Raw genomic sequence first — 24,546 nt, forward strand, 5'->3', positions numbered from 1 at the left:
GCCGAAAAGCGCCTGGGTTGTATTCGCAAGGAAACAATCGCCTTCCAGTTCCAGCTTTGTTGCCGGATCGGCAACGCGGGAACCGGATCCGCCCCGGCGGAAGGGTGATGCGGAACGTCCGGCGTTCGACGGCAGGCATGGGGGCCCGAAAGGCCAGGGTGAAGGAAGAAGTACGGCAAGACGTCGTTCACATCGCCGGTGCGGGGGCATCGGTGCGGGGGGACGGAGCCACGAGTGTAGGAATGTGACGGGTTTCGGCGCGAATTGCTCTTTCGTCCGGCGCCCATGAATTGAAAAGGCTGCCAACCATGAAATTGCTGCCAGCGCTTGCGCTTCTGGCATTGTCCGCCTGTGTTTCGGCGACCCCGCCGCGAACCGCCGAGGTTTCGATGCGCGGGACCTCCGACACGGTGTCGAGCAAGTCCGCACCCACGGCCCCGGCCTTCGCGGCGCTTCCCGCCGTGCGGGCGGCGACCCGGTCCAACAGCGAGATTGCCGCAGATTTCCTCGACCTGACCTTCCGTATGGAAAGCGGGCGCGAGCTGCCGGTGCTGACCCGGTTCGAGGGGCCGATCACGGTGGCCCTGACGGGTCAGGTTCCGGCGACGGCCCCGGCCGATCTGGACCGCCTCTTGGCGCGCCTGCGGGCCGAGGCGGGGCTGCCGGTCAGCCGCGCCGGTGCAGGTGCAGGCGCTTCGATCACTGTGGAATTCGTGCCGCGCCGCCAGATCCAGGCGACCTATGCCAACGTGGCCTGTTTCGTCGCCCCGCGCGTATCCTCGTGGGATGAGTTCACGTCCGCCCGCGGCACCGCGCGCCTTGATTGGACCACCCTGCGCCGCCGCGACCGCATGGCGATCTTCGCGCCCTCCGATTCCAGCCCCCAGGAAATCCGGGACTGCCTGCATGAAGAGATCGCCCAGGCGATAGGGCCGCTGAACGACCTTTATCACCTCGCGGATTCGGTGTTCAACGACGACAACTTCAACACCTCGCTCACATCCTTCGACATGCTGGTGCTGCGGATGATCTATTCGCCCGACCTGCGGTCCGGGATGACCCGGGCCGAGGTGGCCGCCGTGGTGCCGGGACTGCTGGCCCGGATGAACCCGGCGGGCCAGTTCGCCGGGCGTGGTGCCGCGCAGCGCACGCCGCAGGCCTGGATTCAGGCGATGGAAACCGCGCTTGGCCCGCGCGCGGGATCGCCCGCACGGCGCGATGCCGCCAACCGTGCGCTGGCGATCGCCATGTCGCAGGGCTGGAACGACGCACGCCTTGCCTTCAGCCACTTCGCCGTGGGGCGCGTCAACCTGGGCCATGACGCACAATCCGCGCAGCGCGGCTTTACCGAAGCCGCCCGGCTGTACCGCGCCCTTCCCGGCGGGCATGTCCATGCCGCGCATGTCGACATGCAGATGGCGGCCTTCGCACTGACCCAGGGCGATGGCGCCTCGGCGCTGGCGCTGGCGGATCGCGCGATTCCCGTGGTGCAGCGGGCCGAGAACGCGGCGCTTCTGGCCACGCTGAAGCTGGTCAAGGCCGAAGCGTTCGAGATGTTGGGCCGCGACGCCGAGGCACGCGCCTTGCGGGTCGACACGCATCCCCTTGCGCGCTATGGCTTCGGCTCGGACGCCACGATCCGGGCAAGAACGCGCGACATCGCCTCTCTTGCCCGCGCGGGGTCCAGTGGCTGATACGGAGGGCGGCTTCCCGTCGTCCGCGACGGGGAGTTGCAGATGATCGTCATCGCCGGTTTCGTTCTGGGCGTGGTGCTGGGTGCGGGTATCGCGAAAAAACGCGGCGGCAAGCCCGCCGACATGGCGCAATACGCCGCCGTCTATGGCATCGCGTTTTCGCTTGTGGGGCTGTTCGCCACGATCTTTCTGGAACGGGCCTTGTAAGCGATGTTCCTGCGCTTCTTCGATGCGTTGCGCAGGACGGGGGTGCCAGTTTCCCTGCGGGAATACCTGTCCTTTCTGGAAGGTCTGGCCGCAGGCCTTGCGACCTATGACATCGAGGGGTTCTATTACCTCGCCCGCGTCGCGATGGTGAAGGACGAACGCCATCTGGACCGGTTCGACCGCGCCTTTTCCGAATGTTTCGAGGGGCTTGAGGCAATAGGCCCTGAACAGGTTCTTGAGGCGGTGGACATCCCGCCCGAATGGCTGGCGAAACTGGCCGAAAAGCACCTGACCGAGGCAGAACGCGCCGCGATCGAGGCGCTTGGCGGGTTCGACAAGCTGATGGAGACCCTGCGCCAGCGGCTGCAAGACCAGAAAGGGCGCCATCAGGGCGGCAACAAGTGGATCGGCACCGCCGGTACCAGCCCCTTCGGCGCCTTTGGCTACAACCCCGAAGGCGTGCGGATCGGGCAGGACAAAAGCCGCCATCAGCGCGCGGTCAAGGTCTGGGACCGACGCGAGTTCCGCAATCTCGACGACAAGGTGGAACTGGGGACGCGCAACATCAAGGTGGCGCTGCGCCGCCTGCGGAAATGGGCGCGCGACGGCGCGATGGAAGAACTGGACCTTGACGGCACCATCCGCGCCACGGCCGATCACGGCTATCTGGACGTGCTGACCCGGCCGGAACGCAGGAACGCCGTCAAGGTGCTGCTGTTTCTGGACATCGGCGGCAGCATGGACCCCTATGTGAAGGTCATGGAAGAACTCTTCAGCGCCGCGCGCGCCGAGTTCAAGCATCTGGTGCCGTTCTACTTTCACAACTGCCTTTACGAAGGCGTCTGGCGCGACAACCGCCGCCGGTGGGACGACCAGACCCCGACATGGGAGGTGCTGAACACCTATGGCAGCGATTACAAATGCATCTTTGTCGGCGATGCCAGCATGAGCCCCTACGAGATCCTGCATCCCGGCGGTGCGAATGAACACTGGAACCGCGAGGCGGGGCAGGTCTGGCTGGAACGGGCCTGCGCCAAATGGCCCGCGCATCTGTGGATCAACCCGGTGCCGGAACAGCACTGGCAGTACACCCAGTCCATCGCCCTGATCCGGCGCATATTCGTCAATCGCATGGTGCCGATGACGCTGGACGGGATCGCCCGTGACATCCGGGAGCTTGGCCGATGACACCGCTTCGCAGGCTCTGGTCGCGCCACCCGGTGCTGTTGACGGCCTTTGTGCTGGCGGCGGCGCTTTCGGTCTTCTTCACCGGGCGGATCGTGGTGAAGTCGGTCTACTGGGCCACACACCGCGAGGCCGGGATCGCACCCTGGATGACCGTCGGTTACATCGGGCGGAGCTGGGACCTTGACCCGCGCGAGATCGACGCCCGCGCCGGCCTGCCGATGCCCGAACGGGGCCGCCCCCTGACGCTTGAGGAAATCGCCCGCGAACGCGGCGTGCCGGTGGAAGATATCGTGTCGCTGGTCCGCGCGACGGTCGCGGATCTCAAGGCCGAACAGGTCGACGAATGACCGACTGGTTCCTGTCCCTTGTTCCGGTCTACGGTCCCTGGCTGGTCGGGATCGCGACCTTCCTGGCCTGCCTTGCCTTGCCGATGCCGGCTTCGGTCATCATGCTGGCGGCGGGCGGTTTCATCAGCGCGGGCGACCTCGCGCTGGTTCCGGTGCTGGTGGCGGCGCTTGGAGGCGCGGTCGCGGGCGACCAGCTGGGTTATACGATCGGACAGCGCGGCGGCGTCCCGCTGCTGGAGCGGCTGTCACATCACGGCGGCCGCGCCCGGTTGATCGGCCAGGCGCGCAAGCTGACCGACGAACGCGGACGGCTGGCCGTCTTCCTGTCGCGCTGGCTGTTCAGCCCGCTTGGTCCCTATGTGAACTTGCTTTCCGGCGCGATCGGGCAATCCCGCACGGTCTTCACCCTCTGGGCCGTGGCCGGAGAGGTGGTCTGGTGCAGCCTCTACATCCTGACCGGGCGCGCCTTCGGCGGCAATCTTTCGGCCGCAGCCGACATGTTGGGGTCGGTTCTTGGGCTGATCGCCAGCCTGACGGCGACGCTTCTGCTGGGCTACGGGCTGTGGCAGCTCTACCGCCGCGAGCTGCGGCGGAAAGAGGCGGGAAAAACCGGATCACAACCGTGATGGTCCCCTTTCCCCGCCTGCCCGGACGATCCATATCTGACGCATGACACTTGCCAAGTTCCTTCCGCTGCTGCTGGCCCTCGTCTACGCCTGGGCGATGTATCGGTTTTCTGTCTGGCGGACCGGGCGGCTTCTGGATGCGAAGTCGCATCCGCTGAACCTGCCCGAAATCAACCGCCTGACCCGGCGGATGGCCGATGCGCTTGGCCTGCCGGAACTGCGCGTCCATGTCTTTGACGTGGACCCGGTGAACGGACTGGCCGCGCCCGACGGACGGATCTTCCTGACGCGGGGTTTCGTCCAGAAATACCGCACCGGCGAGGTGACGGCGGAAGAGATGGCCAGCGTCATCGCCCATGAACTGGGGCATGTGGCGCTTGGTCACACGCGCCGCCGGATGATCGACTTTACCGGCGCGAATGCGCTGTTCGTCATGCTGACGGCGCTTCTGAGCCGCTTCATCCCCTTCATCGGCGTGCTGATCGCCAATGCCATATCCTCGGCCCTGGTCGCGCGCCTGTCGCGACGCGACGAACACGAGGCCGATGCCTATGCCAGCGCGCTGCTGGTCAAGGCGGGGATCGGCACCGGGCCGCAGAAAAGCCTGTTCCGCAAGCTGGACCACATGACGGGCAACCATGGCGCGAACGTGCCCGAATGGTTGCGCAGCCACCCCCAGACCACCGAACGCGTCGCCCGGATCGAGGAACGCGAGGCGCGGTGGGCCATGGGCCGCGAGGCCTGAGGTAACTGGCGGCGACGGAAGCGGGGCGCGCGGGCGTTTGCACAAGGAACGCGCCGAACCCGCCCTGAACGAGGCCCCCCCATGCCCGCCCTTCTGTCCCGCTATGCCACGCCCTTCATCACCGGGCTTTTCCTTGTCTCGCTTGTCACGGGGCTAGCGCTGTTCTTCCACGTCGGCCCCTCGGGGCTGCATGGCGCGCATGAGATCCTGAGCCTCGTGCTGATCCTGCCCGTCATCCTGCATGTCTGGAAGAACTGGCGCCCGATGACGGCCTATTTCCGCCGCGCGCCGATGATCGTGGCGCTGGTGCTTTCGGCGGTGGCGATGGGGCCGTTCCTGATGCCGCAGGACGGCACGAGCGGCGGTCGGCCACCGCAATTCGCGCTGGCGCAGGCCGTGCTGGCAGCCCCGCCCGAAACCGTCGCCCCGGTCCTTGGCCTGTCAGCGGAGGGGTTGGTCCAAACCCTGCGGGCCACGGGTTTCGAGGCGGCGGCGGACGGCGTCGCGCTGAGGGACATCGCGGCCCGTTCCGGCAAGACCGAAGGCGACATGGCCCTTGCCCTGATGGCGGGACGGCCGTAGGCCCTGCTCAGGCCCCCATCGCGCGGGCCAGACGGCCAAGGTGCGCGCGCTTCATAAGCGCCTTCAGCGAAACGTCCTGCCTGGCCAGTTCCACGGCCCGCCGGTGTACGCGGGCCACGACCGAGCCAACGGCCTCGGGGTCGTCCGACCAGAGTTCCCACAAAAACCCGTCGGGATCGCGCCGGTCGATGCCTTCGGCGGCCAGAACATGGCGCGGAAAGTCCTGTGCGTTGAAGGTCACGATCGCATCCGCCCCGGCCGCGACCGCCACCGCCAGAACGTGCAGGTCATTGTCATCGGGCAGGACCAGACGCGCCTCGATGTCCGGTCGCGCCCGGACAATCGCCTGCGGAAAGCGCGCACGCATCACCGTGGCGGCGGCCTCGGCCTCCAGCACCGCGGCGGGGCCGAGCTTGACGCTGGCGCGGCGCCATTCCTCAAGGATGCGGTCGGACCAGAGGGGCGTGAAAAGCCCCGCCTCGGCCACGCCCAGAAGGATCTCGCGCAGCACGGTGGGATAGATGACGCAGGCGTCCAGAACCGCCTTCACCTGCCCTACCCGTCCAGCCGGAAAAACAGCGATTTCAGGTATCCGCTTTCGGCCAGTTGCGGCAAAAGCGGATGGTCGGGCCCGGCAAAGCCCGTGTGGATGATCTGTCCGCGCCGGCCGCCGCGCCCGATCCCGCGGGCGCTTGCGTTGCGGAAGGCCGTCAGGTCTGCGGCATGGGAACAGGAACACAGCACCAGATACCCCCCCGGCGCGACCAGCGGCGCGGCCAGGCGGGCGATCCGTTCATAGGCGCGCAGGCCCGCCTCAAGCGCGGGTTTCGCAGGGGCGAAGGCGGGCGGGTCGCAGATCACAAGATCAAACCGCGCGCCCTCGCGGCCCAGATCCTCGAGCACGGCAAAGGCATCGCCCGCGCGGGTCGTGAAACGGTCGGCCACGCCGGTCGCCTCGGCCCCCTTGCGCGCCAGATCAAGAGCGGTGGCCGAGGCATCGACCGCCAGCGCCTGTTCGGCGCCCCCGGCCAGTGCCGCCAGCGCAAAGCCGCCGACATGGGTGAAGACATCCAGCACCCGCGCGCCCCGCGCCAGACGCGCCGCAAAGGCATGGTTCGGGCGCTGGTCGAAGAACAGCCCCGTCTTTTGCCCGCCCAGGACATCGGCCATGTAGGTCGCGCCGTTCATCGGCACCGGGATCGGGCCATCGACGCCCCCCGAAAGGACCTCCGTTTCCTCGGCCAGGCCCTCAAGACCGCGGGCGCGGCCCGTGCCGTTCTTGATCACCGTCGCAATCCCCGTCACGCGGCGCAGCGCCTCGGCCAGCGCGGGCAGATACGCCTCGGCCCAGGCGGCGTTCGGCTGGATCACCGCGACATCGCCGAACCGATCGATGATGACGCCGGGAAGCCCGTCCGCCTCGGCATGGACCAGACGGTAGAAGGGCGCGTCGAACAGCCGCTCGCGCAGGCTCAGGGCCCGCGACAGCCGCGCCGCACACCAGTCCGCGTCGATCACGGCCTCGGGGTCGCGGTCCAGCATGCGCGCGATGATCTTCGATTGCACGTTGACGGTGACAAGGCCAAGCGGTCGCCGTTCGGCATCCTCAAGCACCGCCAGCGTGCCGAGATGCAGCGCCTGCGTGCGCCGGTCGGTCACCAGTTCATCGGCATAGACCCAGGGAAAGCCGTGACGGATCGCGCGCGCCTCGGCCTTGGGGCGCAGGCGGACAACGGGACGGGCCACGGAAGGGCCGGCGGGGCGGGCGCTGGCCGGCACGTCGCCGGCATCGGAATGCGAAAAAGGGGGCGTCATGCCCCCTTCCCTATCCTCATTGCCCGCGTTCGGGAAGTCCTGCCGCGCGTCGGATCAGTAGACCTGCGCGACGGTCATCACCGCCTCGGGTGCCGCGTTCTGCGACACCAGACCCGGCGGCAGCGCAACAGGCGCCGACAGTTCGCGCCGGATCGACGCGGCCAGCGCCTCGATCACGACGACGCGTTGGGTGCGCCCGGCCATTTCCTCGGCGATCGCGGCCTGACCGCCCGCGCCCTTCACATCAGCCACTACATTGCGCGGCCCGTCGATGATCTGGCCGGTCGTCGCATCGCGCAGCGTCAGCTTGTAGCGCATGGCATGCGTGCCGCCCACGGTGTAGCGGGTCTTTTCCGTCAGGCAGTGAAAGCGCGTCACCTCGGCCTCGACGATGACGGCGGGACCGCGCTGCATCCCGGCGGTGCCGCCCGCGAAGGCTTCGTCAAAGATTCTCTGGACCTGTGCATAGCGGTCGCCCATCGGCTCGCCACGCCAGACGATATCGGCCACCGGCATGAACAGGTTGGCTTCGGAAACCTTCAGGCTGCGGGGCACCGTCACGCGGATGTCCGCCACGGTGAACTGCGGGATGCGGGCGACCTGCTGTCCGGGGTCCTTCGAGGCGACGGACACATCGCCGGGCACCGGCGTGATCGCCCGCGACGCGGGATCGGACGACACACAGGCCGACAGGGATGCGGCAACCAGCGCAGCGGCAAGGAAGCGAATCGCTTTCATCGTTACAGCCCTCCTAGGCTTTGACCCATACCCTTGCCTTGCGCGCGCATTGGGGCAAATCTTGGGAAAAAGCGGTGCGAAACGGTGGTGACCACCGCTTTGCACCCGCCCTCTGGCAGCGCCGCCTGCGCGGCGGACGCATCCTGCGCCGGACTGCGACAGTTGCCCGCGGCACCGGGTCGTTTGGCGCGATCGTGACGGTGGAAGGGTTGTTAGCGCTAACAAATCCTGTTATGTGACGCGCCAAGATCGGGGATGTGGCGCGTGCCGCCTGCCCCCGGACAGTCAAGCGGAGTTGGCCATGACCTTGAATTCCACGATCGCCCGGGTGACCGACCGGATCCGCGAACGGTCGCGGCAGACACGGGGCGACTATCTGGCGCGGATCGGACGGGCGGCGGATGCAGGCCCCGCGCGGGCACATCTGACCTGCGGCAACCAGGCCCATGCCTATGCCGCGATGGCCGAGGACAAGGCCACGCTTGCCGAAGGCCGCGCGCCCAACATCGGGATCGTGACCGCCTACAACGACATGCTGTCCGCCCACCAGCCCTATGAGGATTATCCCCGCCTGATCCGCGCGGCGGCCCGCGCGGCGGGCGCCACGGCCCAGGTCGCAGGCGGCGTGCCGGCGATGTGCGACGGCGTGACCCAGGGCCAGCCGGGCATGGAACTGTCGCTGTTTTCCCGCGATGTGATCGCGCTGGCAGCAGGCGTGGCGATGTCGCACAACACCTTCGACGCGGCGCTTTACCTTGGGGTCTGCGACAAGATCGTGCCGGGGCTGATCATGGCGGCGGCGACCTTCGGGCATGTCCCGGCCGTCTTCGTGCCCGCGGGCCCGATGACCAGCGGCCTGCCGAACGACGAGAAGGCGAAGGTGCGCCAGCGCTTTGCCACGGGCGAGGCGACGCGCGCCGAACTGATGGCGGCCGAGATGGCCAGCTATCACGGGCCGGGCACCTGCACCTTCTACGGCACCGCGAACACCAACCAGATGCTGATGGAGTTCATGGGCCTGCACCTGCCGGGGGCAAGCTTCGTCAACCCCGGCACGCCCCTGCGCGAGGCCCTGACCCGCGCCGCGGTCGAACGCGCGGCCCGGATCACGGCGCAGGGCAACGATTACCGCCCGGCGGGGCAGATCCTGGACGAACGCGCCTTCGTCAACGGCCTGGTCGGGCTGATGGCCACGGGCGGATCGACGAACCTTGTGCTGCACCTGCCCGCGATGGCGCGCGCGGCGGGCGTGATCCTCGATCTGGAGGATTTCGCCGATGTCTCGGACGTGGTGCCGCTGATGGCCAAGGTCTATCCGAACGGTCTGGCGGATGTGAACCACTTCCACGCGGCGGGGGGCCTTGCCTACATGATCGGCCAGCTTCTCGACGCGGGCCTTCTGCATCCCGATGTCAGCACGGTGGCGGGCGACGGCCTTGCCCCCTACCGGCAGGAACCCCGGCTTGAGGCCGGGCGGCTGGTCTGGGCAGACGGTCCGGCCGCCACCCAGAATGACCGCATCCTGCGCCCGGCGGGCGATCCCTTCGCGCCGACGGGCGGGCTGAAGCAGCTTTCCGGCAACCTGGGGCGCGGGGTCATCAAGGTTTCGGCCGTGGCGCCCGACCGACATGTGATCGAGGCGCCCGCCCGCATTTTCCACGACCAGGAAGACGTGAAGCGCGCCTTCAAGGCCGGGGAATTCACGTCGGACGTGGTCGTGGTGGTCCGTTTCCAGGGGCCGCAGGCCAACGGGATGCCAGAGCTTCATTCGCTCACCCCCACCCTGTCGGTGCTTCAGGATCGCGGGCTGAAGGTGGCTCTGGTGACCGACGGGCGGATGTCGGGCGCCAGCGGCAAGGTGCCCGCGGCGATCCATGTCTCGCCCGAAGCGGCCACGGGCGGGCCGCTCGCCCGGCTCAGGGATGGCGACATCGTCCGGCTGGATGCCGTGGCGGGGACACTGTCGGTGCTGGCCGCCGATTTCGACAGCCGCGACCCCGCCCGCCCCGACCTTTCGGCCAACCGGCACGGCATCGGGCGCGAACTGTTCGAATCCTTCCGCCGCAGCGTGGGCCCCGCCACCGAAGGGGCCGCCGTCATCCTCTAGCCCCGGCCGGGAATGGGTATTTTCATCAGGTTGAAGCAGAGGCCGTTCCCCTTCAATCTGAGACAAATACCCCCGCCGGAGGCATCAGCACCAACCATCCCGCACCATTGCGGGGATCAGGGAGACCACCGTCATGACGCCCGCAGAACAATCCGCCCGCGCCGCCGAGATCTGTCGCATGGCCCCGGTCGTGCCGGTGCTGGTGGTCGACGACCCGGCCCATGCCGCGCCCCTGGCCCGCGCGCTGGTCGCGGGCGGCCTTCCCGCGCTCGAGGTGACGCTGCGCACCCCCGCCGCGCTGGAGGTGATCCGGGCGATGGCCGAGGTCGAGGGCGGCGTGGTCGGCGCGGGCACGCTGCTGACCCCCGGCGACGTGAAGGCGGCGAAGGCCGCCGGCGCGCGCTTTGGCGTCTCGCCCGGTGCGACGCAGCGCCTGATCGCGGCCTGCGAGGACGAGGGGCTGCCGCTTCTGGCCGGCGCCGTGACCGCGTCCGAGGTGATGGCGCTGCTGGAGGCGGGTTATACGGTCGGCAAGTTCTTTCCCGCCGAAACCAGCGGCGGCGCCGCGGCGATCAAGGCACTGGGGGGGCCGCTGCCGCAGATGGCCTTCTGCCCCACGGGCGGCATCGGGCTGGGGAACGCCCGCGATTACCTGAGCCTGTCCAATGTGATGTGCGTGGGCGGCAGCTGGATCGCGCCGAAGGCGATGGTGCAGGCGGGCGACTGGGGCGGGATCACGCGGCTCGCGGCAGAGGCGGCCGCCCTGCAGCGCTAGGGATCAGGACGCGCCCGGCTTCGCCCCGGTCAGCCCCTCGGTGTCAGTGACCCCCGGTATCAGACCAGCGGCATCAGACCCCAGGCACCCGTGCGGCGCGGCCGCCGCGCCGGCGGGGGGCCTTGGGGGCTTCCAGCCCTTCGGTCAGCACAGCCGTCATCGGGTGGCCGGGGTTGGGCAAGCCATACTCCGCGATCAGCGCGCGCAGCGCATCGGCCACGGGCACGCCCGGTTTCAGGCTCAGCGCCCAGTCGACAAAGATCGACCGGCATTCGCCCGGCGTGATGCCGTCGATGCGGAAACTTTCCCGCACCAGCCCCTTCGGATCCGCCTCTGAAAGCTGCACGCAGCGCCTCCCCATCGTTCAGTCCTCTTTCGGCGCGGGTCCGATCCGCGCCTCGATGATCGCGGCCGCAGCGGCCACGCCCTGTTCCAGCCGGTGCGACAGGTCCTCCTCGCCCTCGCAGCCCATCTCGCGGATCAGGAAGCGCCGACCGCCCTCGCCCACCCGGTCCATGTCCAGCGCCCGGTCGGTCAGAAGCCGGCTGCCCGCCTGCACCCGCCAGCAGAACCTGTAGGTGTCAAGCAGCGTCCGCTCATCCGTTTGCGACAGAAACCCGCCTTTTGCGCCAGCGCGCAACTGCTGTTCGACGCGCCGTGCGGGATCGCCCGCGCGCAGCGCCGCCGTCTGCGCCAGAAGTTCGATGTCCATGATGCGCCCGGCGCCGTTCTTGGCCTCCCACAGGGTCGTGGCGGGCTTGGCCGCCTGAAGGCGCGCCCGCATCTCGGCCACATCGGGCAGCACCCTTTCCCCCTGTCCCTTGACCGTGATCACCTCGCGGCGGAACGCCTCGATCGTGGCCATCAGTTCGGCCGGTCCGGTGATCGGGCGGGCGCGGGTCAGGGCCAGGTGTTCCCAGGTCCAGGCCTCGTCCATCTGATAGCTGCGAAAGCTTGCCAGCGATGTCGCAACCGGCCCCTGCCGCCCCGAGGGCCGCAGCCGCATGTCCACCTCGTAAAGCCGCCCCTCGGGCATCTGCGCGGTCAGCGCGGTGACCATCGCCTGCGTGAGCCGCGCATAATAGGGTCGCGTGGCCAGGGGCTTCGGCCCCTCGCTGGCCTCCACCCCCGCATCGTCATAGATCACGATCAGGTCAAGGTCGGACCCCGCGTTGAGCCGCCCGGCGCCGAGGCTGCCCATCCCCAGAAGCACCGCACCCCGACCGGGCGGCGGGCCGTGGCGGCGGGCGAATTCGCCGCCCACGACGGGCCAGAGCGCCAAGATCACCGCATCGGCCAGATCGGCATAGGACTTGCCCGCCTCGAAGGCGTCGATCAGGCCGCGCAGGTGATGCACGCCGACGCGGAAGTGCCATTCCTTCATCCAGCGCCGCGCGGTGTCGAGCTTCTTTTCGTAATCCGCGACCGCGGCCATCGCATCGGTCAGCCCCCGCGCCAGCTCCGCCGTGCCAGGCCAGGGGGCAAAGAAGCTGCCGCCGATGACCGCATCCAGCACGCCCGCGTTGCGCGCCAGGTAGCGCGCCAGCGCGGGTGTCGTGGCCGAGATGTCGGCGATCAGGTCGATCAGCGTCGGGTTCGCCTCGAACAGGGCGAAAAGCTGCACACCCGCCGGCAGGCGGGCAAGGAAGCCGTCGAAGGCGACCAGCGCCTCGTCGAAATTCTCGGCCTTCATCAGCGATTTCAGAAGCTGCGGGCGCAACCTGCGGAAGGATTGCACCGCGCGCTCCGACCGCAGCGCCGGATAGGACCGCCAGCCATCGACGATGGCCTGGGCGCTGTCCGAAAGGGCCGGACCGTCCGCCACCTGGCCCGGCGCGAAGAATCCTTCGGTCAGGTGGTCGGTCCGTTCCAGCCGTTCCTTCAGGCCCGCACGAAAGGCCGCCACATCGGCCTGCCCGCAGAAATGCGCGATCCGCGCCACGCCCTCGGGGGTGGCGGGCATGTCATGGGTCTGCGCGTCGTTCACCATCTGAAGCCGGTGTTCGACCTCGCGATGCGCACGGTAAAGCGTGACGAGTTCCCCGGCGATGGCCTCGGGCACCCAGCCCTTTTCCGCCAGCGCGTGCAGGCCACCGACGGTGGTGCGGTCACGCAGCGACGGGTCGCGCCCGCCCGCGATCAGCTGGCGCGTCTGGGTGAAGAACTCGATCTCGCGAATGCCGCCCACGCCCAGCTTCATGTTGTGGCCTTCGATCTGGATCGGCCCGTGCAGGCCGCGATGGTCGCGGATGCGCAGGCGCATGTCATGGGCGTCCTGAATCGCCACGAAATCCAGGTGTTTGCGCCAGACGAAGGGGGTAAGCGCGGCCAGGAACCGTTCGCCCGCCGCAAGGTCGCCGCCGCAGGGGCGCGCCTTGATATAGGCCGCGCGTTCCCAGGTCCGGCCCTGCGCCTCGTAATAGGCCTCGGCCGCCGCCATCGAGATGCAGACCGGCGTCACCGCCGCATCCGGCCTGAGCCGCAGGTCGCTGCGAAAGACGTATCCGCCCGCCGTGATGTCGGACAAGAGCGCGGTCATCTTGCGGGCGACGCGGATGAAGGCCGCGCGCGCCTCCTGCCAGTCCTCGCCATAGCGATCCTGGTCGAACAAGAGGACAAGGTCGATGTCCGAGGAATAGTTCAGCTCGCCCGCGCCCATCTTGCCCATGGCAAGCGCCACCATCCCGCCGGCGGTCTGCGCATCCTCGGGCCCCTGTCCCGGCAGTTTGCCGCGGCGGATCTCTTCGGCCACCAGCCGGCGCATCGACAGATCGACCGCGCGGTCGGCCAGCGCGGTCAAGGTGCCGGTCACGATCTCCAGCGGCCAGACCCCGCCCAGATCGGCCAGCGCGGTCAGAAGCGCCAGCCGCCGCTTGGCCTGCCTCAGCGCCGCGCCAAGATCGTCGAGCGCGACCGCCTCAGGGGCCGCAAGCGCCTCGTCCGCGACCGTCTCGGGCGGGCGGACGAGAGCGATGCGCAGCCAGTCCGCCTCGCGCCGCATCAGGTCGCGCAGATAGGGGCTGCACCCGGCGGTTCCGGCCAAAAGTTCGACGAGGTCCGGCGGCAGGTCGGAAAAGGCCGCGCGCACATCGGCGGCCTGATCGGCATCGAAGGGCAGCGGCGATCGCGTCAGCCGGGCGGAAAAGGCAGCATGGGTCATGCCGGCACCATGACGAGCGCGCGCGCCCCGGTCAACGGGCGGTGGAGCGGAGGGCGATGCGCGGTGGGGCGAGAAGGGGGGCTGTCTGCCCCCCTCTTTGGCTGCGCCAAATTCACCCCCCGAGGGTATTTTCGTCAAGTTGAACGACAATTTGAGTCAAATTTGCTTCACACTGGCTCAAGTATCCCGGGGGTGAGGGCCGCAAGGCCCGAGGGGGCAGAGCCCCCTTTCCTGGCCCGGTCGGGGCTTGCCGTTCGGCGCGGGGCGCAGTCATATGCGCCCGAGGGTGCGAGGGGACGTCCATGAGCAAGAGCCTGAAACGCGTGACTGATGCCCTGGCCGCGGCCCGGGTGGAGGCGACGGTGCTGGAAATGGAGGCCGAGACGCGCACCGCCGGGCAGGCGGCCGATGCGGCAGGCTGCGCGCTGGACCAGATCGTGAAATCCATCATGTTCGGCACGCCCGATGGCCATCTCTGCCTGTTCCTGACGGCCGGCGGCAATCAGGTCGACGCGGCAAGGGCCAGCGCGCTTGCGGGCCAGCCCCTGGGCCGCGCGGATGCCAGGCAGGTGCGGGAGCAGACGGGCTTTGCCATCGGCGGCGTGGCTCCGCTCGGCCATCTGACGCCCCCCGCGACCTGGTTCGACCCGCGGCTGCTGGAGTTTCCCGCTGTCTGGGCGGCCGCCGGGACGCCGCGCCACATCTTCCGGATCGCGCCCGATGTGTTGTTGCGCATCACTGGCGCCACGCTTGCGGATTTCACCGCCTAGGCGCGGCGCCGCGCGCATGTAAAAACTTTTCACATCACCTCTTGACGCGGGGGCAGTGCATGCCGATCTTGCGATATGTGAAGAGTGTTTACATCCCCGCGCAATGGAGACCGCCATGCATATCCAGACTGCCCAACCTGCCACCGGCCGCATCGGCCAGTGGTTCCGCAACGCCGAAAGCTGGCTGGACGCCCGCGGCCGGGTGGCGTGGATCGCCGCCATGGTCCTGGGATTCATCTTCGTCTGGCCCGTGGGCCTGATGCTTCTGGCCTACATGATCTATGCCGGCAAGTTCGCCTGCTCTGCCACCCATCGAAAGGAAAGCGCCATGTTCTGTTCGCGCAAGCACGACACCCGCCACAGCCGCGCCTGGAATTCCTCGGGCAACAGCGCCTTCGACGCCTACAAGGCCGAGACCCTGAAACGGCTGGAGGACGAACAGGAAGCCTTCGAGGCGTTCCTCGCCCGCCTGCGCGAGGCCAAGGACAAGCAGGAGTTCGACCGCTTCATGGAGGACCGCGCCCGCGCGGCGAGCCATCCGGTCGACGCGCGCGAAGACGTGAGCCCGTCCGTGGCCGATGCGCCGCCACGTCCCGGCAGCTATTGATCCCGGCCGCTCCGGGCCCCATCTCGGGCCCGGAGCCGTTCCAGCCCCATTCCGCAAGCGACCGACGATGATGATCACCCCCGTTTCGCATTCCGCCCTTCCCGACCCGCATCGCCACGCCGAATTCTATGCCGACACGCCGATGAAACGGCTGGTCGCCTGGATCGTCGACACGGTGCTGATTGCCGTGGTCGTTCTGGCGGTGCTGCTCCTGACGGCCTTCACCTTCGTGTTTCTTTTGCCTTTGGTGATCGTCGCCGTGTCCTTCGTCTATCGCTATGTCACGCTGGCGCGCGGATCAGCGACGCCAGGGATGCGGCTGATGGCGATCGAGTTCCTCGATCATCGCGGCGAACGGTTCGGGTCCGGCACGGCCTTCTTTCATACCCTGGGCTATGTGCTTTCGGTGGCCTTTGTGCTGCCGCAGATCGCCTCGATCGCGCTGATGCTGACGACCGAGCGGCGGCAGGGCCTGTCGGATCTGGTCCTTGGCACGGTGGCCGTGAACCGGGCCGCCCGTCATTGACCGGCGCCGGACCGGCGGGTTCAGCCGCCGAAAAGCGCGCCGTGGCTGATCTCGAACCGTTCGTCACCGACGAAGATGCGATGCAGGTCGCCCTGCCTAACAGCGCGGAACGCGCCGGGCGCCGCGGCAGCCTCGCCATCGGCCTGAACCGCCATGCCATCGGCGAAGCGGATCAGGCGCAACCCGCCATCCGGCAAGGTGACCGACAGCAGCGCCTCGCCCCCCTGCCCCCGGATCACGGCGAAGGCGCAGTCGCCCAGGGGAAGGCCCGCGGGTGCCGCGCAGGCAAGCAGCCCGGTCGCGTCGAAACCGCCCTGCCCCTCGCCTGTGGTCGCCGGTCCCGCCTCACCCGCCAATGCCGCCGCCGCGCCGGGCGCGTCATCGGGCACCGCCCGCAGGAAATCCCGCAGCACAAAGCCGCGTGGCCCGCCGTCTGCCGCCTCGACCTCGCACCATTCGCGGCCCTCCACGGCGCGGCACCCCAGACCGGCGAGCCTTTCGCCCGGAACGAAGCGCATCAGAACCTCGGCCCCGATCGAGGGCGCGACACGCAGGTTGAGCGTGGTCGACAGCCCCCTGACCTCCCACAGGTCCGGGCCGGCATCCTGCGCCGTGGCGGGCAGGACCGCGCCAGAGAGCAGCGCCGCCAGACCCGCCAGCAGAGCGGACGCGCGCATGCCTTGCATGGATTTCCTCCCCTCGCTGGTTCCGGCCATCCTTGCATGCATGTGGATTTTGACAAGCCCGCAGCACCAAGATTGCAAAGACGGCTTGCGCAATCACAAGGACTTGCTAGGCTCTGGCCAGCGAAATTCCCTTGAAGCCTGATGCGCCATACCGTTCCCATAGCGCCCCAGTTTTATGTGACGGCTCCGCAGCCATGCCCCTATCTTGACGGGCGCATGGAACGGAAGCTGTTCACCGCGCTGCAGGGCGAACATGCGCAGCAGTTGAACGACACGCTGTCGAAGCAAGGCTTCCGCCGCAGCCAGAACGTGCTTTACCGGCCGTCCTGTTCGGAATGTTCGGCCTGTCTTTCTGCCCGCATCCGCGTTGCCGATTTCACGCCGAACCGTACCCAGAGGCGCATCCTGCGCCGCAATGCCGAACTGAAACGCAATGCCACCAGCCCCTGGGCGACCGAGGATCAGTTCGCCCTGTTCCGCCGCTATCTGGACGCGCGGCACGCCGATGGCGGGATGGCCGACATGGACATCTTCGAATTCGCCGCGATGATCGAGGAAACCCCGATCCGCAGCCGCGTGGTGGAATACAGCCGCCCCGATCCCGAAACCGCGGGTGGGCGTCTTCTGACCGCTGTCTGCCTGACGGATGTCTTCGACGACGGGCTGAGCATGGTCTATTCCTTCTACGATCCGGACCTTCAGGACCGCAGCCTTGGCACCCAGGTGATCCTTGACCATGTCGAGATCGCGCGCGAGGCCGGCCTGCCCTATGTCTATCTGGGCTACTGGGTGCCGGGCAGCACCAAGATGGGTTACAAGGCCGGGTTCTCCGCGCTGGAGATCTACAAGGGCGGGCGCTGGCAGGACATCGGGTCGCCCTCGGATCACCGTGCCGAGCTGCACCCTCTGTCGGTCGATCCGATCGCCGAACAGGTCGCCCGCATCAGCCTGCCGAACGCCCGCGTGGTGCGTGACTAAGCCCGCACCGCGCGCAGCACCACGCACCGCGCTGGATCAGACGAAATCCACATGCCGCGACAGGGGTAGTTCCCGGATGCGCCTGCCGGTCGCGGCAAAGACGGCATTGGCCAGCGCCGCCATGGCCACCGGCACGGGCGGCTCGCCGATCCCGCGGACACGGTCGCCGTTTTCAAGCCCCCGCACGGTGATCTGCGGGCATTGGCGGAGCCGCATCCCTTCATAGCTGTCGAAATTCGCCTGTTCTGGCACGCCTCCCGCATAGGTGAGTTCGCAGTTCATCGCGTGGCCAAGGCCAAAGACCACGCCGCCCGCGACCTGGTTCTCGAAATTGACCGGGTCCAGCACCCGGCCCACCTCGGCCGCGACGAACGCCCGGTCGATCCGAAGGCCCGCGCCGGTGTCGGACAAATCGACGATTGCGGCCGTTGGAACGCCGAACGACCGGCAGAAGGCAACACCGCGCCCGCGCATAAGCCCCGCGCCATCTGGGCCGGGCTGCGCGCCCTGCCAATCGGCCATCTCGGCCACCGCCTCGATCACCTTCCGTGACAAGGGATCGTCACAAAGCCGCAGCCGTTCCGCCACCGGATCGGCGCCCGCCGCATGGATCAGCTCGTCCAGCCAGCAGTCGTGAAACACGCCGTTCGCCGATGCGCCGACCGACCGCCACGAACTGACCGGAACCATCGCCGGAACGCGATGCCCCGTGACCCGATAGGCGGGGATCGCAAAGGGCTGATCGGCGGCCCCGGCCACGATCGCCTTGTCCGGGCCGAACACCGGCATCCCCATGCGCCCGACCTGGCTTTCCATCGTGGATTGCGCCGCAATGTCCAGATCATAGGCCACGACCTGCCCGCCTTCGACCCGGCCGCGCCCGCGCGCCATGGCGGCCGGGCGGGGGAAATCGGCGGCGAAATCGGCCTCGCGCGTCCATGTCACCTTGACCGCGCGGCCCGTCACCCGGCGTGCGATCTCGACCGCGACAAGGATGAAGTCATCCTCAAGCCTGCGGCCGAACGAGCCGCCCATCATCTGGTTGTGGACATGCACCGACGCCTTCGGCAGACCGGTCAGACGTGCCACCTTGTCGCGCGCGACGATCGGCACCTGGGTTCCGGCCCAGATGTCGGCCCGGTCCGCCGTGATCCGCACCGTCGCGTTCAAAGGCTCCAGCGCGGCATGGGCGAGGAAAGGCACCCGGTATTCGGCCGTCAGCACCTCGCCCTGTGACAGGGCCGCGTCGATATCGCCCAGATCACGGTTCCGGCTGTCGCGCCGGGTTCCGTCAAGGCTGGCCGCGATCCTGTCCCAGATTTCGGACTGATCGGGCATCGCGCCGGGACGCGGCGCCATGGCCGCCATGCCCTCGGTCCGGATCGCCTGCGCCGCCTGCATCGCCCGCCATGTGTTGTCGGCGATGGCATAGGCGTTGGCCCCGATCACCCCGGCGGCCACGACCCCGCGCATCGCAAGCGCGGGCGCCGTGTCATGGCGCGCCGTCTCGTCCGGCGGGTCGGGCAGCCTGTGGACGGCGGCGAAAACCATGCCCTCGACGGTGAGGTCGATGCCATAGGCCTGCGTGCCGGTGGATTTCGCCACGATGTCCAGCCGCCGGTGCGGATGGCCCAGAAACCGCCATTGCGAGGGATCGCGCAGGCTGTCCACCTGGACCGGCTCCACGCCCGCCAGATCGGGGATCAGATCGGGATAGGCCACCCGCGTGCCATCGGGCAGGACGACGGCGCCGCTTTCGGTTTTCAGATCGGCCTGTGCAAGGCCGGTGCGGGCCGCGGCGGCGGCCTTTAGCGTCTCGCGCGCGACGGCCCCGGCCTGCCGGAGCCGGTCGAAGGCATCCGCCGCCGACGATGACCCTCCGGTGATCTGCATCCCGAGGATCTTGCCCAACACCTCGCCCGCCTTGCGCGAGCCCCGAGCCAGCGTCCCATCGCCCGCATCGGCAAAGGGCAGCCCCTCGGCCAGAACCACCCCGTTCCAGTAGGCGGCCGAGGGCGGGCCGAAATCGGTGCGGATCGCATAGGGATCGACATCCAGTTCCTCGGCCAGAAGCATCGCCTGAAGCGAAACGGTGCCCTGCCCCTTGTCGGCCCGCGGCGTGATCAGGGTCACGCCCTCCGTGTCGATCAGGACATGGGGCGTGATCGCCGCCTGCCCTTCGGCCAGATCGTCCAGAAGCGGATTGTCCGGATCGCGGCGATAGGCATAGGTGCCGAAGACCACGCCACCCGCCAGCGCGACCGTGCCGATCAGGAAGGACCGCCGCGCGATCGTCTTGAGCCTCCCCATCGCCTCAGCCCCCCATCCGGCCTGCGGCATCCCGCACGGCGGCAAGGATGCGCGGATAGGTGCCACAGCGGCACAGGTTGCCGTCCATGGCCTCGATGATCTCGGCATCGCTTGGCGCGGGGTTCTGCGCCAGAAGGCCCGCGGCCTGCATGATCTGCCCCGACTGGCAGTAGCCGCATTGCGCGACCTGATGGTCGATCCAGGCCAGTTGCAGGGGATGCGGCGCGGCGGGGGTGCCAAGGCCCTCGATCGTGACCACCTCGGCGCCTTCCAGATCCCCGGCAAGGGTCTGGCAGGCGCGCACCGGCGCGCCGTTCAGATGCACGGTGCAGGCGCCACAGGCGGCGATGCCGCAGCCGTATTTCGTGCCGGTCAGCCCAAGGACATCACGCAGCAGCCACAAAAGCGGCATGTCGGGTTCGACATCCACCTCGCGCGGGGTTCCGTTCACGGTGAAACGCATGCGCACCTCCCTTTGGACCAGAGCTATCACGGGCCGCCCGAAAGGGAAGACCCCGGCACGGTTGACCCTGCGTCGCATGGCCGGGCCGGGCGCCGGACAGCCCCGCGCAGGATCACTGCGGCCCGGCCACGGGGCCATCCGGACGCGCCGCGATGTCATTGCCCCCGGTCGAAGGCGGCGCGCTCAGCCGTCCCTTGCCTCTGCCAGCCAGTCTGTGACCGACGGCAGAAGCGGGCGGAAATAGGCCACGATCCGCCCCGTTTCCGGCGCGGTCGCGCCTTCGGACCAGGGGGCCACCCCGTGGATCAGCGCGCGATGCAACAGCACCGCCTCGCCCACCCGTCCGGGCAGCGCGCGGCGGGGACATTCGTCGAAGACGCGGCGCCGCGCGGCCTGATAGACCACGGTCACATCCACCGCGCCGGGGTCTTCGGTCCCGGCCATCGCGGCCCGGAAAGCCGCCAGCATGATGCGGTGGCTTCCCTCCCACACGACCAGCGGCGCGGCCCCCGGATCGCAGCCGTTCAGCGCGATGCCCAGAATCCAGCCATGCGGTTCGCGCAGGAAGCGCCGCTTCTCGGTCCCTTCGGCCAGAAGCCCGTCAAGATGCGCGGCATCCCGGTCACGGCGAAAGCGAAAGGCGGCCTCGGACTCGGCCCCGGACGGGCGAGGATAGCCGGCGCGCACCGTGGACAGCTGCGCCCGGTGCAGGGGTTCGGGCGAAAGGCCAAGCACACCCCAGGGGAAGGCCGCACCGGCAATCGCCCCGTCGGGACCGTTCGGCAGGGCATCCACCCCCACGAACCACGTCCCGCCGCAGCGCCAGGGTTCGTCGCTGGCCGCGATCGCGGCCTCGGCCACGGGGCGCGCGGCCTCTGCCCAGGCGGCGATCGCGGGATCGGGCCCGATCCGGCGCCAGCCGGGCCCCGCCGCTACCATCCCGCGACCTTCCGCAGCATGTTCAACGCCACGAGGATGATGAACACGGCAAAGGCGCGCTTCAGGGGTTTGGGGTCCATCGCATGGGCCAGCTTCACCCCCCAGGGCGTCGTGATCATGGTCATGGCGATGATGATGGCGAAGGCCGGCAGGTTCACCGCGCCAAGGGTGAAGGGCGGCGCGCCCTCGATCCGCATGGTCAGGAAACCGATGACCGAGGGCACGGCGATGATCACGCCGAAGCCTGCCGCCGTCGCCACCGCGCGATGGATGGGCAGATTGTAAAGCGTCATCATCGGCACGCCGAAAGTGCCCCCGCCGATCCCCATCAGCACAGAAAAGAACCCGAGCCCCCCACCCAGCACCCCTTTCAGCGCACCGCCGGGCATGGTCTGCCCCAGGCGCCAGTCGGCCCGCCCGAAGGCCATGTAAAGCCCCGCGACCAGGCCGAGGATGCCAAAGATCGCCTGCAGCGTGATCGACCGCAACTGGCTGGCCAGCAGGAACCCCGCCACCGCCCCCGCCGCGATGACCGGCCCCCAGCCCTTCAGGATCGCCCATTCCACCGCGCCCTTGCGGTTGTGGGCCAGCACCGACCGGACCGAGGTCACGATGATCGTGGCCAGCGAAGTGGCAAGGCAGACCTGCATCAGTTGCGCCCCGCCATAACCAAGCGCGCTGAAGGTGTAGAAGAAGGCCGGGACCAGAACGATCCCGCCGCCCACCCCCAGAAGGCCCGCGATGACCCCGGCAAAGGCCCCGATGGCGATCAGAAGGGCCAGAAGGGGCAGCAGGGTGGAAATGTCGGGCATGGCTGACCTTGCGCTTGGGGGGCCTTCGCCCCGCGGTTCCGGTGTCGAGTGGTAGACCATCGGGCGGACGGGGAAAAGATGCCAAGGGCCGTGCGGCCTGTCCCTTTTCCTCAGCCCATCTGCCGCAGGACGCGGGCGACCGCGCGGGACGAGGCCGAAACCGCCCCGGCCAGATAGCCCGGTTCGCTGTCGCTGACCTCGCTTCCGCCGAGGTGGAGCCTTTCGCCCCATGCGCCCTTGACCCAGACCGCCGCGGGCGCGGGATGCCCGGCGTCCAGCGGGTCGGCCCCGGTCGCGGTCAGCGGGTCGGCGGCCCAGTCCTTCACCAGGGTCGCGCGCGGATGCGCCGCCTCGGGGCCGAAGGTGCGTTCCAGTTGCGCCAGACAGGCCGCGACAAGCGCCGCCTCTCCGACTTGGGCGCGGTGACGGGCCGGGATGCCGACGAAGCCGAACAACGCCGCCTGACCGCGGGCGGTGGAGGCATCGTGGATCTCGGTCATCGGGCCTGCAAGGCTCTGCGCGCTGCCCGACAGCCCCGCCATGCGCCAGAAGGGCCGGTCATAGACGGCGATGACCTTGGCATGGGGCGCCATCCAGGTGGGTGTCGCCTGCCAGAGGCGCCGGGTTTCGGGGGCAAGATCGGGGGTGAAACGCAGGCGATGTTCCATCAACCGGGGCGGAAGGGCGGCGATCACCTGTTCGGCGAGGATCTCCTCGCCCCCGGCCTCCCCCGCCCCGCCCAAGGTCAGCGTGACCCCTTGGGCGCCAAGCGCCAGCGCCGCGACGGGACGTCCCGAATGCAGCCGCCCGGCGGGCAGGTCCGCCGCCAGCGCCCTGACCACGGCCCCGGTTCCGCCCCGAAGGCGCATCGAGGGTGGATCCTGCGGCAGGGCCGGATATCGCCGCGGCCCCTCTCGCAGGCTGCGTTCGAACATCATGTCGCCATCGGCGGCCTGGGGGAACCCGGCAAGGCCAAGGTCTGCCACCAGATCCCCGATCGCCGGTTGCATCCGGGGCCAGTACCACGAGGGGCCAAGGTCGAACCCGTCCTCTGCGGGCCGACCCGCGCCATCGACCGTCAGGATGCGCCCGCCCAGCCTGTCCCGCGCCTCGAACAGATGAAAGGAAACGCCCGCCGCCTGCAGAAGGCGCGCCGCGTTGAGCCCGGCGAGGCCCCCGCCGATGATGGCAACCTGCGTCTTCTGCATCCCTGCTGTCCCCTGCCTGCCCCGCGTCCGCCGCAGGGTGGCATCTGGCGCCGCGCGGCCCGGCGGCAAGGTCCCTGCGGCTGTCGTCAGCCGGCCCGCACGGCCTCGGCCGCCTGTGTCACCTCGGCCAGCGCCCGGTCGATCAGGTCAAGCCCCGCGCCGTCCCGCGATGCGCCTTCCGACAGGACCCGCCGCCAGCCTCGCGCACCGGGCTTGCCGTGGAACAGGCCCAGCATGTGCCGGGTGATCTGATGCAGCCGCCCGCCTTCGGCCAGGTGATCCGCGATATCGGGCCGCATCGCCTCGACCACGGCAAAGGCATCCCGGCCCGGCGCATCGCCCCAAAGCGCATCCGCCCCGATCAGCACATTGCCCGGCTCGTGATAGGCCGCGCGCCCGATCATCACCCCGTCAAGCCCCCGCTCCAATAGCCCCCGCGCCTGCGCAAGCGAGGTGATCCCGCCGTTGATGCAGATCGTAAGATGCGGAAATGACGCCTTCATCCGCAGCACGAGGTCGTAATCGAGCGGCGGGATCTCGCGGTTTTCCTTTGGCGAAAGCCCCTGCAACCATGCCTTTCGCGCATGGATCACGAAATGCGACACGCCCGCCGCGGACACCCGGTCGATGAAATCCGGCAGCACCGTTTCCGGGTCCTGGTCATCCACCCCGATCCGGCATTTCACCGTAACCGGCACCGGGCTTTCGTCGCGCATGGCGGCCACGCAATCGGCCACCAGCGCGGGCCGTTCCATCAACACCGCGCCGAAACAGCCCGATTGCACCCGGTCGGACGGGCAGCCGACGTTCAGGTTGATCTCGTCATAGCGCCAATCCCGCGCGATCCTGACCGCCGCCGCCAGTTCCGCCGGGTCCGACCCGCCAAGTTGCAGCGCGACCGGATGTTCCGCCGTCGAATAATCGAGAAGCCGCGCCTTCGGTCCATGAACGATCGCAGCCGATGTGACCATCTCGGTATAAAGCATCGCCCGCGCCGTCATCAGGCGGTGGAAGTACCGGCAATGCCTGTCGGTCCAGTCCATCATCGGCGCGACCGAAAGGCGCGCGGCGTCGGTCGTAAGGGGGGTGCTGGTTTGGGCCACCTGTTGCCTGCGGGGTCGTTTCGGTCATGGGGCGCGCGGCGGGGCATGCGCCATGGTCGGGCCTGGCGGCAGCCCCTGTCGCGCGGCGTCTTCTAGCACCCTGGCGCGACGACAGAAAGGGGCAGCGAGAATTCGCAGCGGACCGGGGGATTCCGGGGCC

Annotated in this window: 25 protein-coding genes; 13 read left to right on the plus strand and 12 right to left on the minus strand. The window is 68.8% G+C overall.

Annotation, left to right across the window (positions count from 1 at the left end; all coding sequences use genetic code 11):
• The first annotated feature begins 308 nt into the window (after positions 1–308).
• The 7 genes from E7811_RS00415 to E7811_RS00440 all read left to right on the plus strand — a co-directional run bounded on the left by E7811_RS00415 (position 309) and on the right by E7811_RS00440 (position 5,389).
• Positions 309–1,694 carry a DUF2927 domain-containing protein gene (locus E7811_RS00415; protein WP_136392639.1) on the plus strand — a complete coding sequence of 462 codons (1,386 nt, stop codon included), beginning with the start codon at positions 309–311 and terminating at the stop codon, positions 1,692–1,694.
• A 42-nt stretch (positions 1,695–1,736) separates the two neighbouring features.
• Positions 1,737–1,901 carry a hypothetical protein gene (locus E7811_RS17850; RefSeq protein WP_168732889.1) on the plus strand — a complete coding sequence of 55 codons (165 nt, stop codon included), beginning with the start codon at positions 1,737–1,739 and terminating at the stop codon, positions 1,899–1,901.
• A 3-nt stretch (positions 1,902–1,904) separates the two neighbouring features.
• A complete protein-coding gene (locus E7811_RS00420) occupies positions 1,905–3,089 on the plus strand; it encodes a vWA domain-containing protein (protein WP_136392640.1) in 1,185 nt (394 codons plus the stop codon).
• Entirely contained in the window at positions 3,086–3,436 is a 351-nt protein-coding gene (locus tag E7811_RS00425) for a hypothetical protein (protein ID WP_136392641.1), read from the plus strand. The genes E7811_RS00420 and E7811_RS00425 overlap by 4 nt, the downstream gene beginning before the upstream one ends.
• Positions 3,433–4,062, plus strand: coding sequence for a DedA family protein (locus E7811_RS00430; protein WP_136392642.1), 630 nt, complete (start codon positions 3,433–3,435; stop codon positions 4,060–4,062). Before E7811_RS00425 ends, E7811_RS00430 begins: the two co-directional genes overlap by 4 nt.
• Positions 4,063–4,105: 43 nt before the next feature.
• Positions 4,106–4,807 carry a M48 family metallopeptidase gene (locus E7811_RS00435; RefSeq protein WP_136392643.1) on the plus strand — a complete coding sequence of 234 codons (702 nt, stop codon included), beginning with the start codon at positions 4,106–4,108 and terminating at the stop codon, positions 4,805–4,807.
• Between the two features lie 81 nt (positions 4,808–4,888).
• On the plus strand, positions 4,889–5,389 hold the full coding sequence (locus E7811_RS00440; protein WP_136392644.1) for a DUF4405 domain-containing protein: 501 nt from the start codon (positions 4,889–4,891) through the stop codon (positions 5,387–5,389).
• Between the two features lie 7 nt (positions 5,390–5,396).
• On the opposite strand, the gene E7811_RS00445 is transcribed toward E7811_RS00440, so the two are convergent.
• From E7811_RS00445 to E7811_RS00455, 3 genes are all read right to left on the minus strand, one after another.
• Positions 5,397–5,939: an RSP_2648 family PIN domain-containing protein gene (locus tag E7811_RS00445; RefSeq protein WP_136392645.1), complete on the minus strand. Its 543-nt coding sequence runs from the start codon at positions 5,937–5,939 to the stop codon at positions 5,397–5,399.
• A gap of 5 nt (positions 5,940–5,944) precedes the next feature.
• Positions 5,945–7,135 (minus strand): RSP_2647 family RNA methyltransferase, encoded by a 1,191-nt coding sequence (locus E7811_RS00450; RefSeq protein ID WP_136394156.1) that lies wholly within the window; start codon positions 7,133–7,135, stop codon positions 5,945–5,947.
• A 123-nt stretch (positions 7,136–7,258) separates the two neighbouring features.
• Positions 7,259–7,942 carry a DUF6778 family protein gene (locus E7811_RS00455; RefSeq protein WP_136392646.1) on the minus strand — a complete coding sequence of 228 codons (684 nt, stop codon included), beginning with the start codon at positions 7,940–7,942 and terminating at the stop codon, positions 7,259–7,261.
• A gap of 301 nt (positions 7,943–8,243) precedes the next feature.
• Between E7811_RS00455 and edd the strand changes: the two genes are divergently transcribed.
• Together edd and eda are read left to right on the plus strand one after the other, a co-directional pair.
• Positions 8,244–10,049 carry a phosphogluconate dehydratase gene (edd, locus tag E7811_RS00460; protein WP_136392647.1) on the plus strand — a complete coding sequence of 602 codons (1,806 nt, stop codon included), beginning with the start codon at positions 8,244–8,246 and terminating at the stop codon, positions 10,047–10,049.
• A 133-nt stretch (positions 10,050–10,182) separates the two neighbouring features.
• Entirely contained in the window at positions 10,183–10,824 is a 642-nt protein-coding gene (gene eda / locus E7811_RS00465) for a bifunctional 4-hydroxy-2-oxoglutarate aldolase/2-dehydro-3-deoxy-phosphogluconate aldolase (protein ID WP_136392648.1), read from the plus strand.
• A gap of 73 nt (positions 10,825–10,897) precedes the next feature.
• Here the strand turns inward: eda and E7811_RS00470 are convergent, their stop codons facing one another.
• Both E7811_RS00470 and E7811_RS00475 read right to left on the minus strand, forming a co-directional pair.
• Entirely contained in the window at positions 10,898–11,170 is a 273-nt protein-coding gene (locus E7811_RS00470) for a hypothetical protein (RefSeq protein ID WP_136394157.1), read from the minus strand.
• A gap of 18 nt (positions 11,171–11,188) precedes the next feature.
• Entirely contained in the window at positions 11,189–13,984 is a 2,796-nt protein-coding gene (locus E7811_RS00475; protein WP_136392649.1) for a [protein-PII] uridylyltransferase family protein, read from the minus strand.
• Positions 13,985–14,286: 302 nt separating this feature from the next.
• Here E7811_RS00475 and E7811_RS00480 point away from each other — a divergent pair, with 302 nt between their 5' ends.
• From E7811_RS00480 to E7811_RS00490, 3 genes are all read left to right on the plus strand, one after another.
• Positions 14,287–14,754 carry a YbaK/EbsC family protein gene (locus E7811_RS00480; protein ID WP_136392650.1) on the plus strand — a complete coding sequence of 156 codons (468 nt, stop codon included), beginning with the start codon at positions 14,287–14,289 and terminating at the stop codon, positions 14,752–14,754.
• A 115-nt stretch (positions 14,755–14,869) separates the two neighbouring features.
• Positions 14,870–15,361 carry a DUF2852 domain-containing protein gene (locus E7811_RS00485; RefSeq protein WP_136392651.1) on the plus strand — a complete coding sequence of 164 codons (492 nt, stop codon included), beginning with the start codon at positions 14,870–14,872 and terminating at the stop codon, positions 15,359–15,361.
• Positions 15,362–15,431: 70 nt separating this feature from the next.
• A complete protein-coding gene (locus E7811_RS00490) occupies positions 15,432–15,887 on the plus strand; it encodes an RDD family protein (RefSeq protein WP_136394158.1) in 456 nt (151 codons plus the stop codon).
• A gap of 20 nt (positions 15,888–15,907) precedes the next feature.
• On the opposite strand, the gene E7811_RS00495 is transcribed toward E7811_RS00490, so the two are convergent.
• Positions 15,908–16,564 (minus strand): SH3 domain-containing protein, encoded by a 657-nt coding sequence (locus E7811_RS00495; RefSeq protein ID WP_136392652.1) that lies wholly within the window; start codon positions 16,562–16,564, stop codon positions 15,908–15,910.
• A gap of 150 nt (positions 16,565–16,714) precedes the next feature.
• Here E7811_RS00495 and E7811_RS00500 point away from each other — a divergent pair, with 150 nt between their 5' ends.
• Positions 16,715–17,551, plus strand: a complete 837-nt coding sequence (locus tag E7811_RS00500) for an arginyltransferase (protein ID WP_136392653.1) — start codon at positions 16,715–16,717, stop codon at positions 17,549–17,551.
• Positions 17,552–17,587: 36 nt separating this feature from the next.
• Here E7811_RS00500 and E7811_RS00505 read toward each other — a convergent pair whose 3' ends face one another.
• The 6 genes from E7811_RS00505 to dusA form a co-directional block, all read right to left on the minus strand.
• Entirely contained in the window at positions 17,588–19,861 is a 2,274-nt protein-coding gene (locus E7811_RS00505) for a xanthine dehydrogenase family protein molybdopterin-binding subunit (RefSeq protein ID WP_136394159.1), read from the minus strand.
• Positions 19,862–19,865: 4 nt separating this feature from the next.
• Positions 19,866–20,324, minus strand: a complete 459-nt coding sequence (locus E7811_RS00510) for a (2Fe-2S)-binding protein (protein ID WP_136392654.1) — start codon at positions 20,322–20,324, stop codon at positions 19,866–19,868.
• 183 nt (positions 20,325–20,507) lie between these two features.
• Positions 20,508–21,263, minus strand: a complete 756-nt coding sequence (locus E7811_RS00515; RefSeq protein WP_136392655.1) for a hypothetical protein — start codon at positions 21,261–21,263, stop codon at positions 20,508–20,510.
• Positions 21,257–22,075, minus strand: coding sequence for a sulfite exporter TauE/SafE family protein (locus E7811_RS00520; protein ID WP_136392656.1), 819 nt, complete (start codon positions 22,073–22,075; stop codon positions 21,257–21,259). Before E7811_RS00520 ends, E7811_RS00515 begins: the two co-directional genes overlap by 7 nt.
• A gap of 110 nt (positions 22,076–22,185) precedes the next feature.
• Positions 22,186–23,283, minus strand: a complete 1,098-nt coding sequence (locus E7811_RS00525) for a flavin monoamine oxidase family protein (RefSeq protein WP_136392657.1) — start codon at positions 23,281–23,283, stop codon at positions 22,186–22,188.
• 86 nt (positions 23,284–23,369) lie between these two features.
• Positions 23,370–24,386 (minus strand): tRNA dihydrouridine(20/20a) synthase DusA, encoded by a 1,017-nt coding sequence (dusA, locus tag E7811_RS00530; protein WP_281277015.1) that lies wholly within the window; start codon positions 24,384–24,386, stop codon positions 23,370–23,372.
• Positions 24,387–24,546 lie beyond the last annotated feature (160 nt).

It is taken from the genome of Aliigemmobacter aestuarii, assembly GCF_004799285.1.
In the GTDB taxonomy this organism is placed as follows: Bacteria; Pseudomonadota; Alphaproteobacteria; order Rhodobacterales; family Rhodobacteraceae; genus Aliigemmobacter; species Aliigemmobacter aestuarii.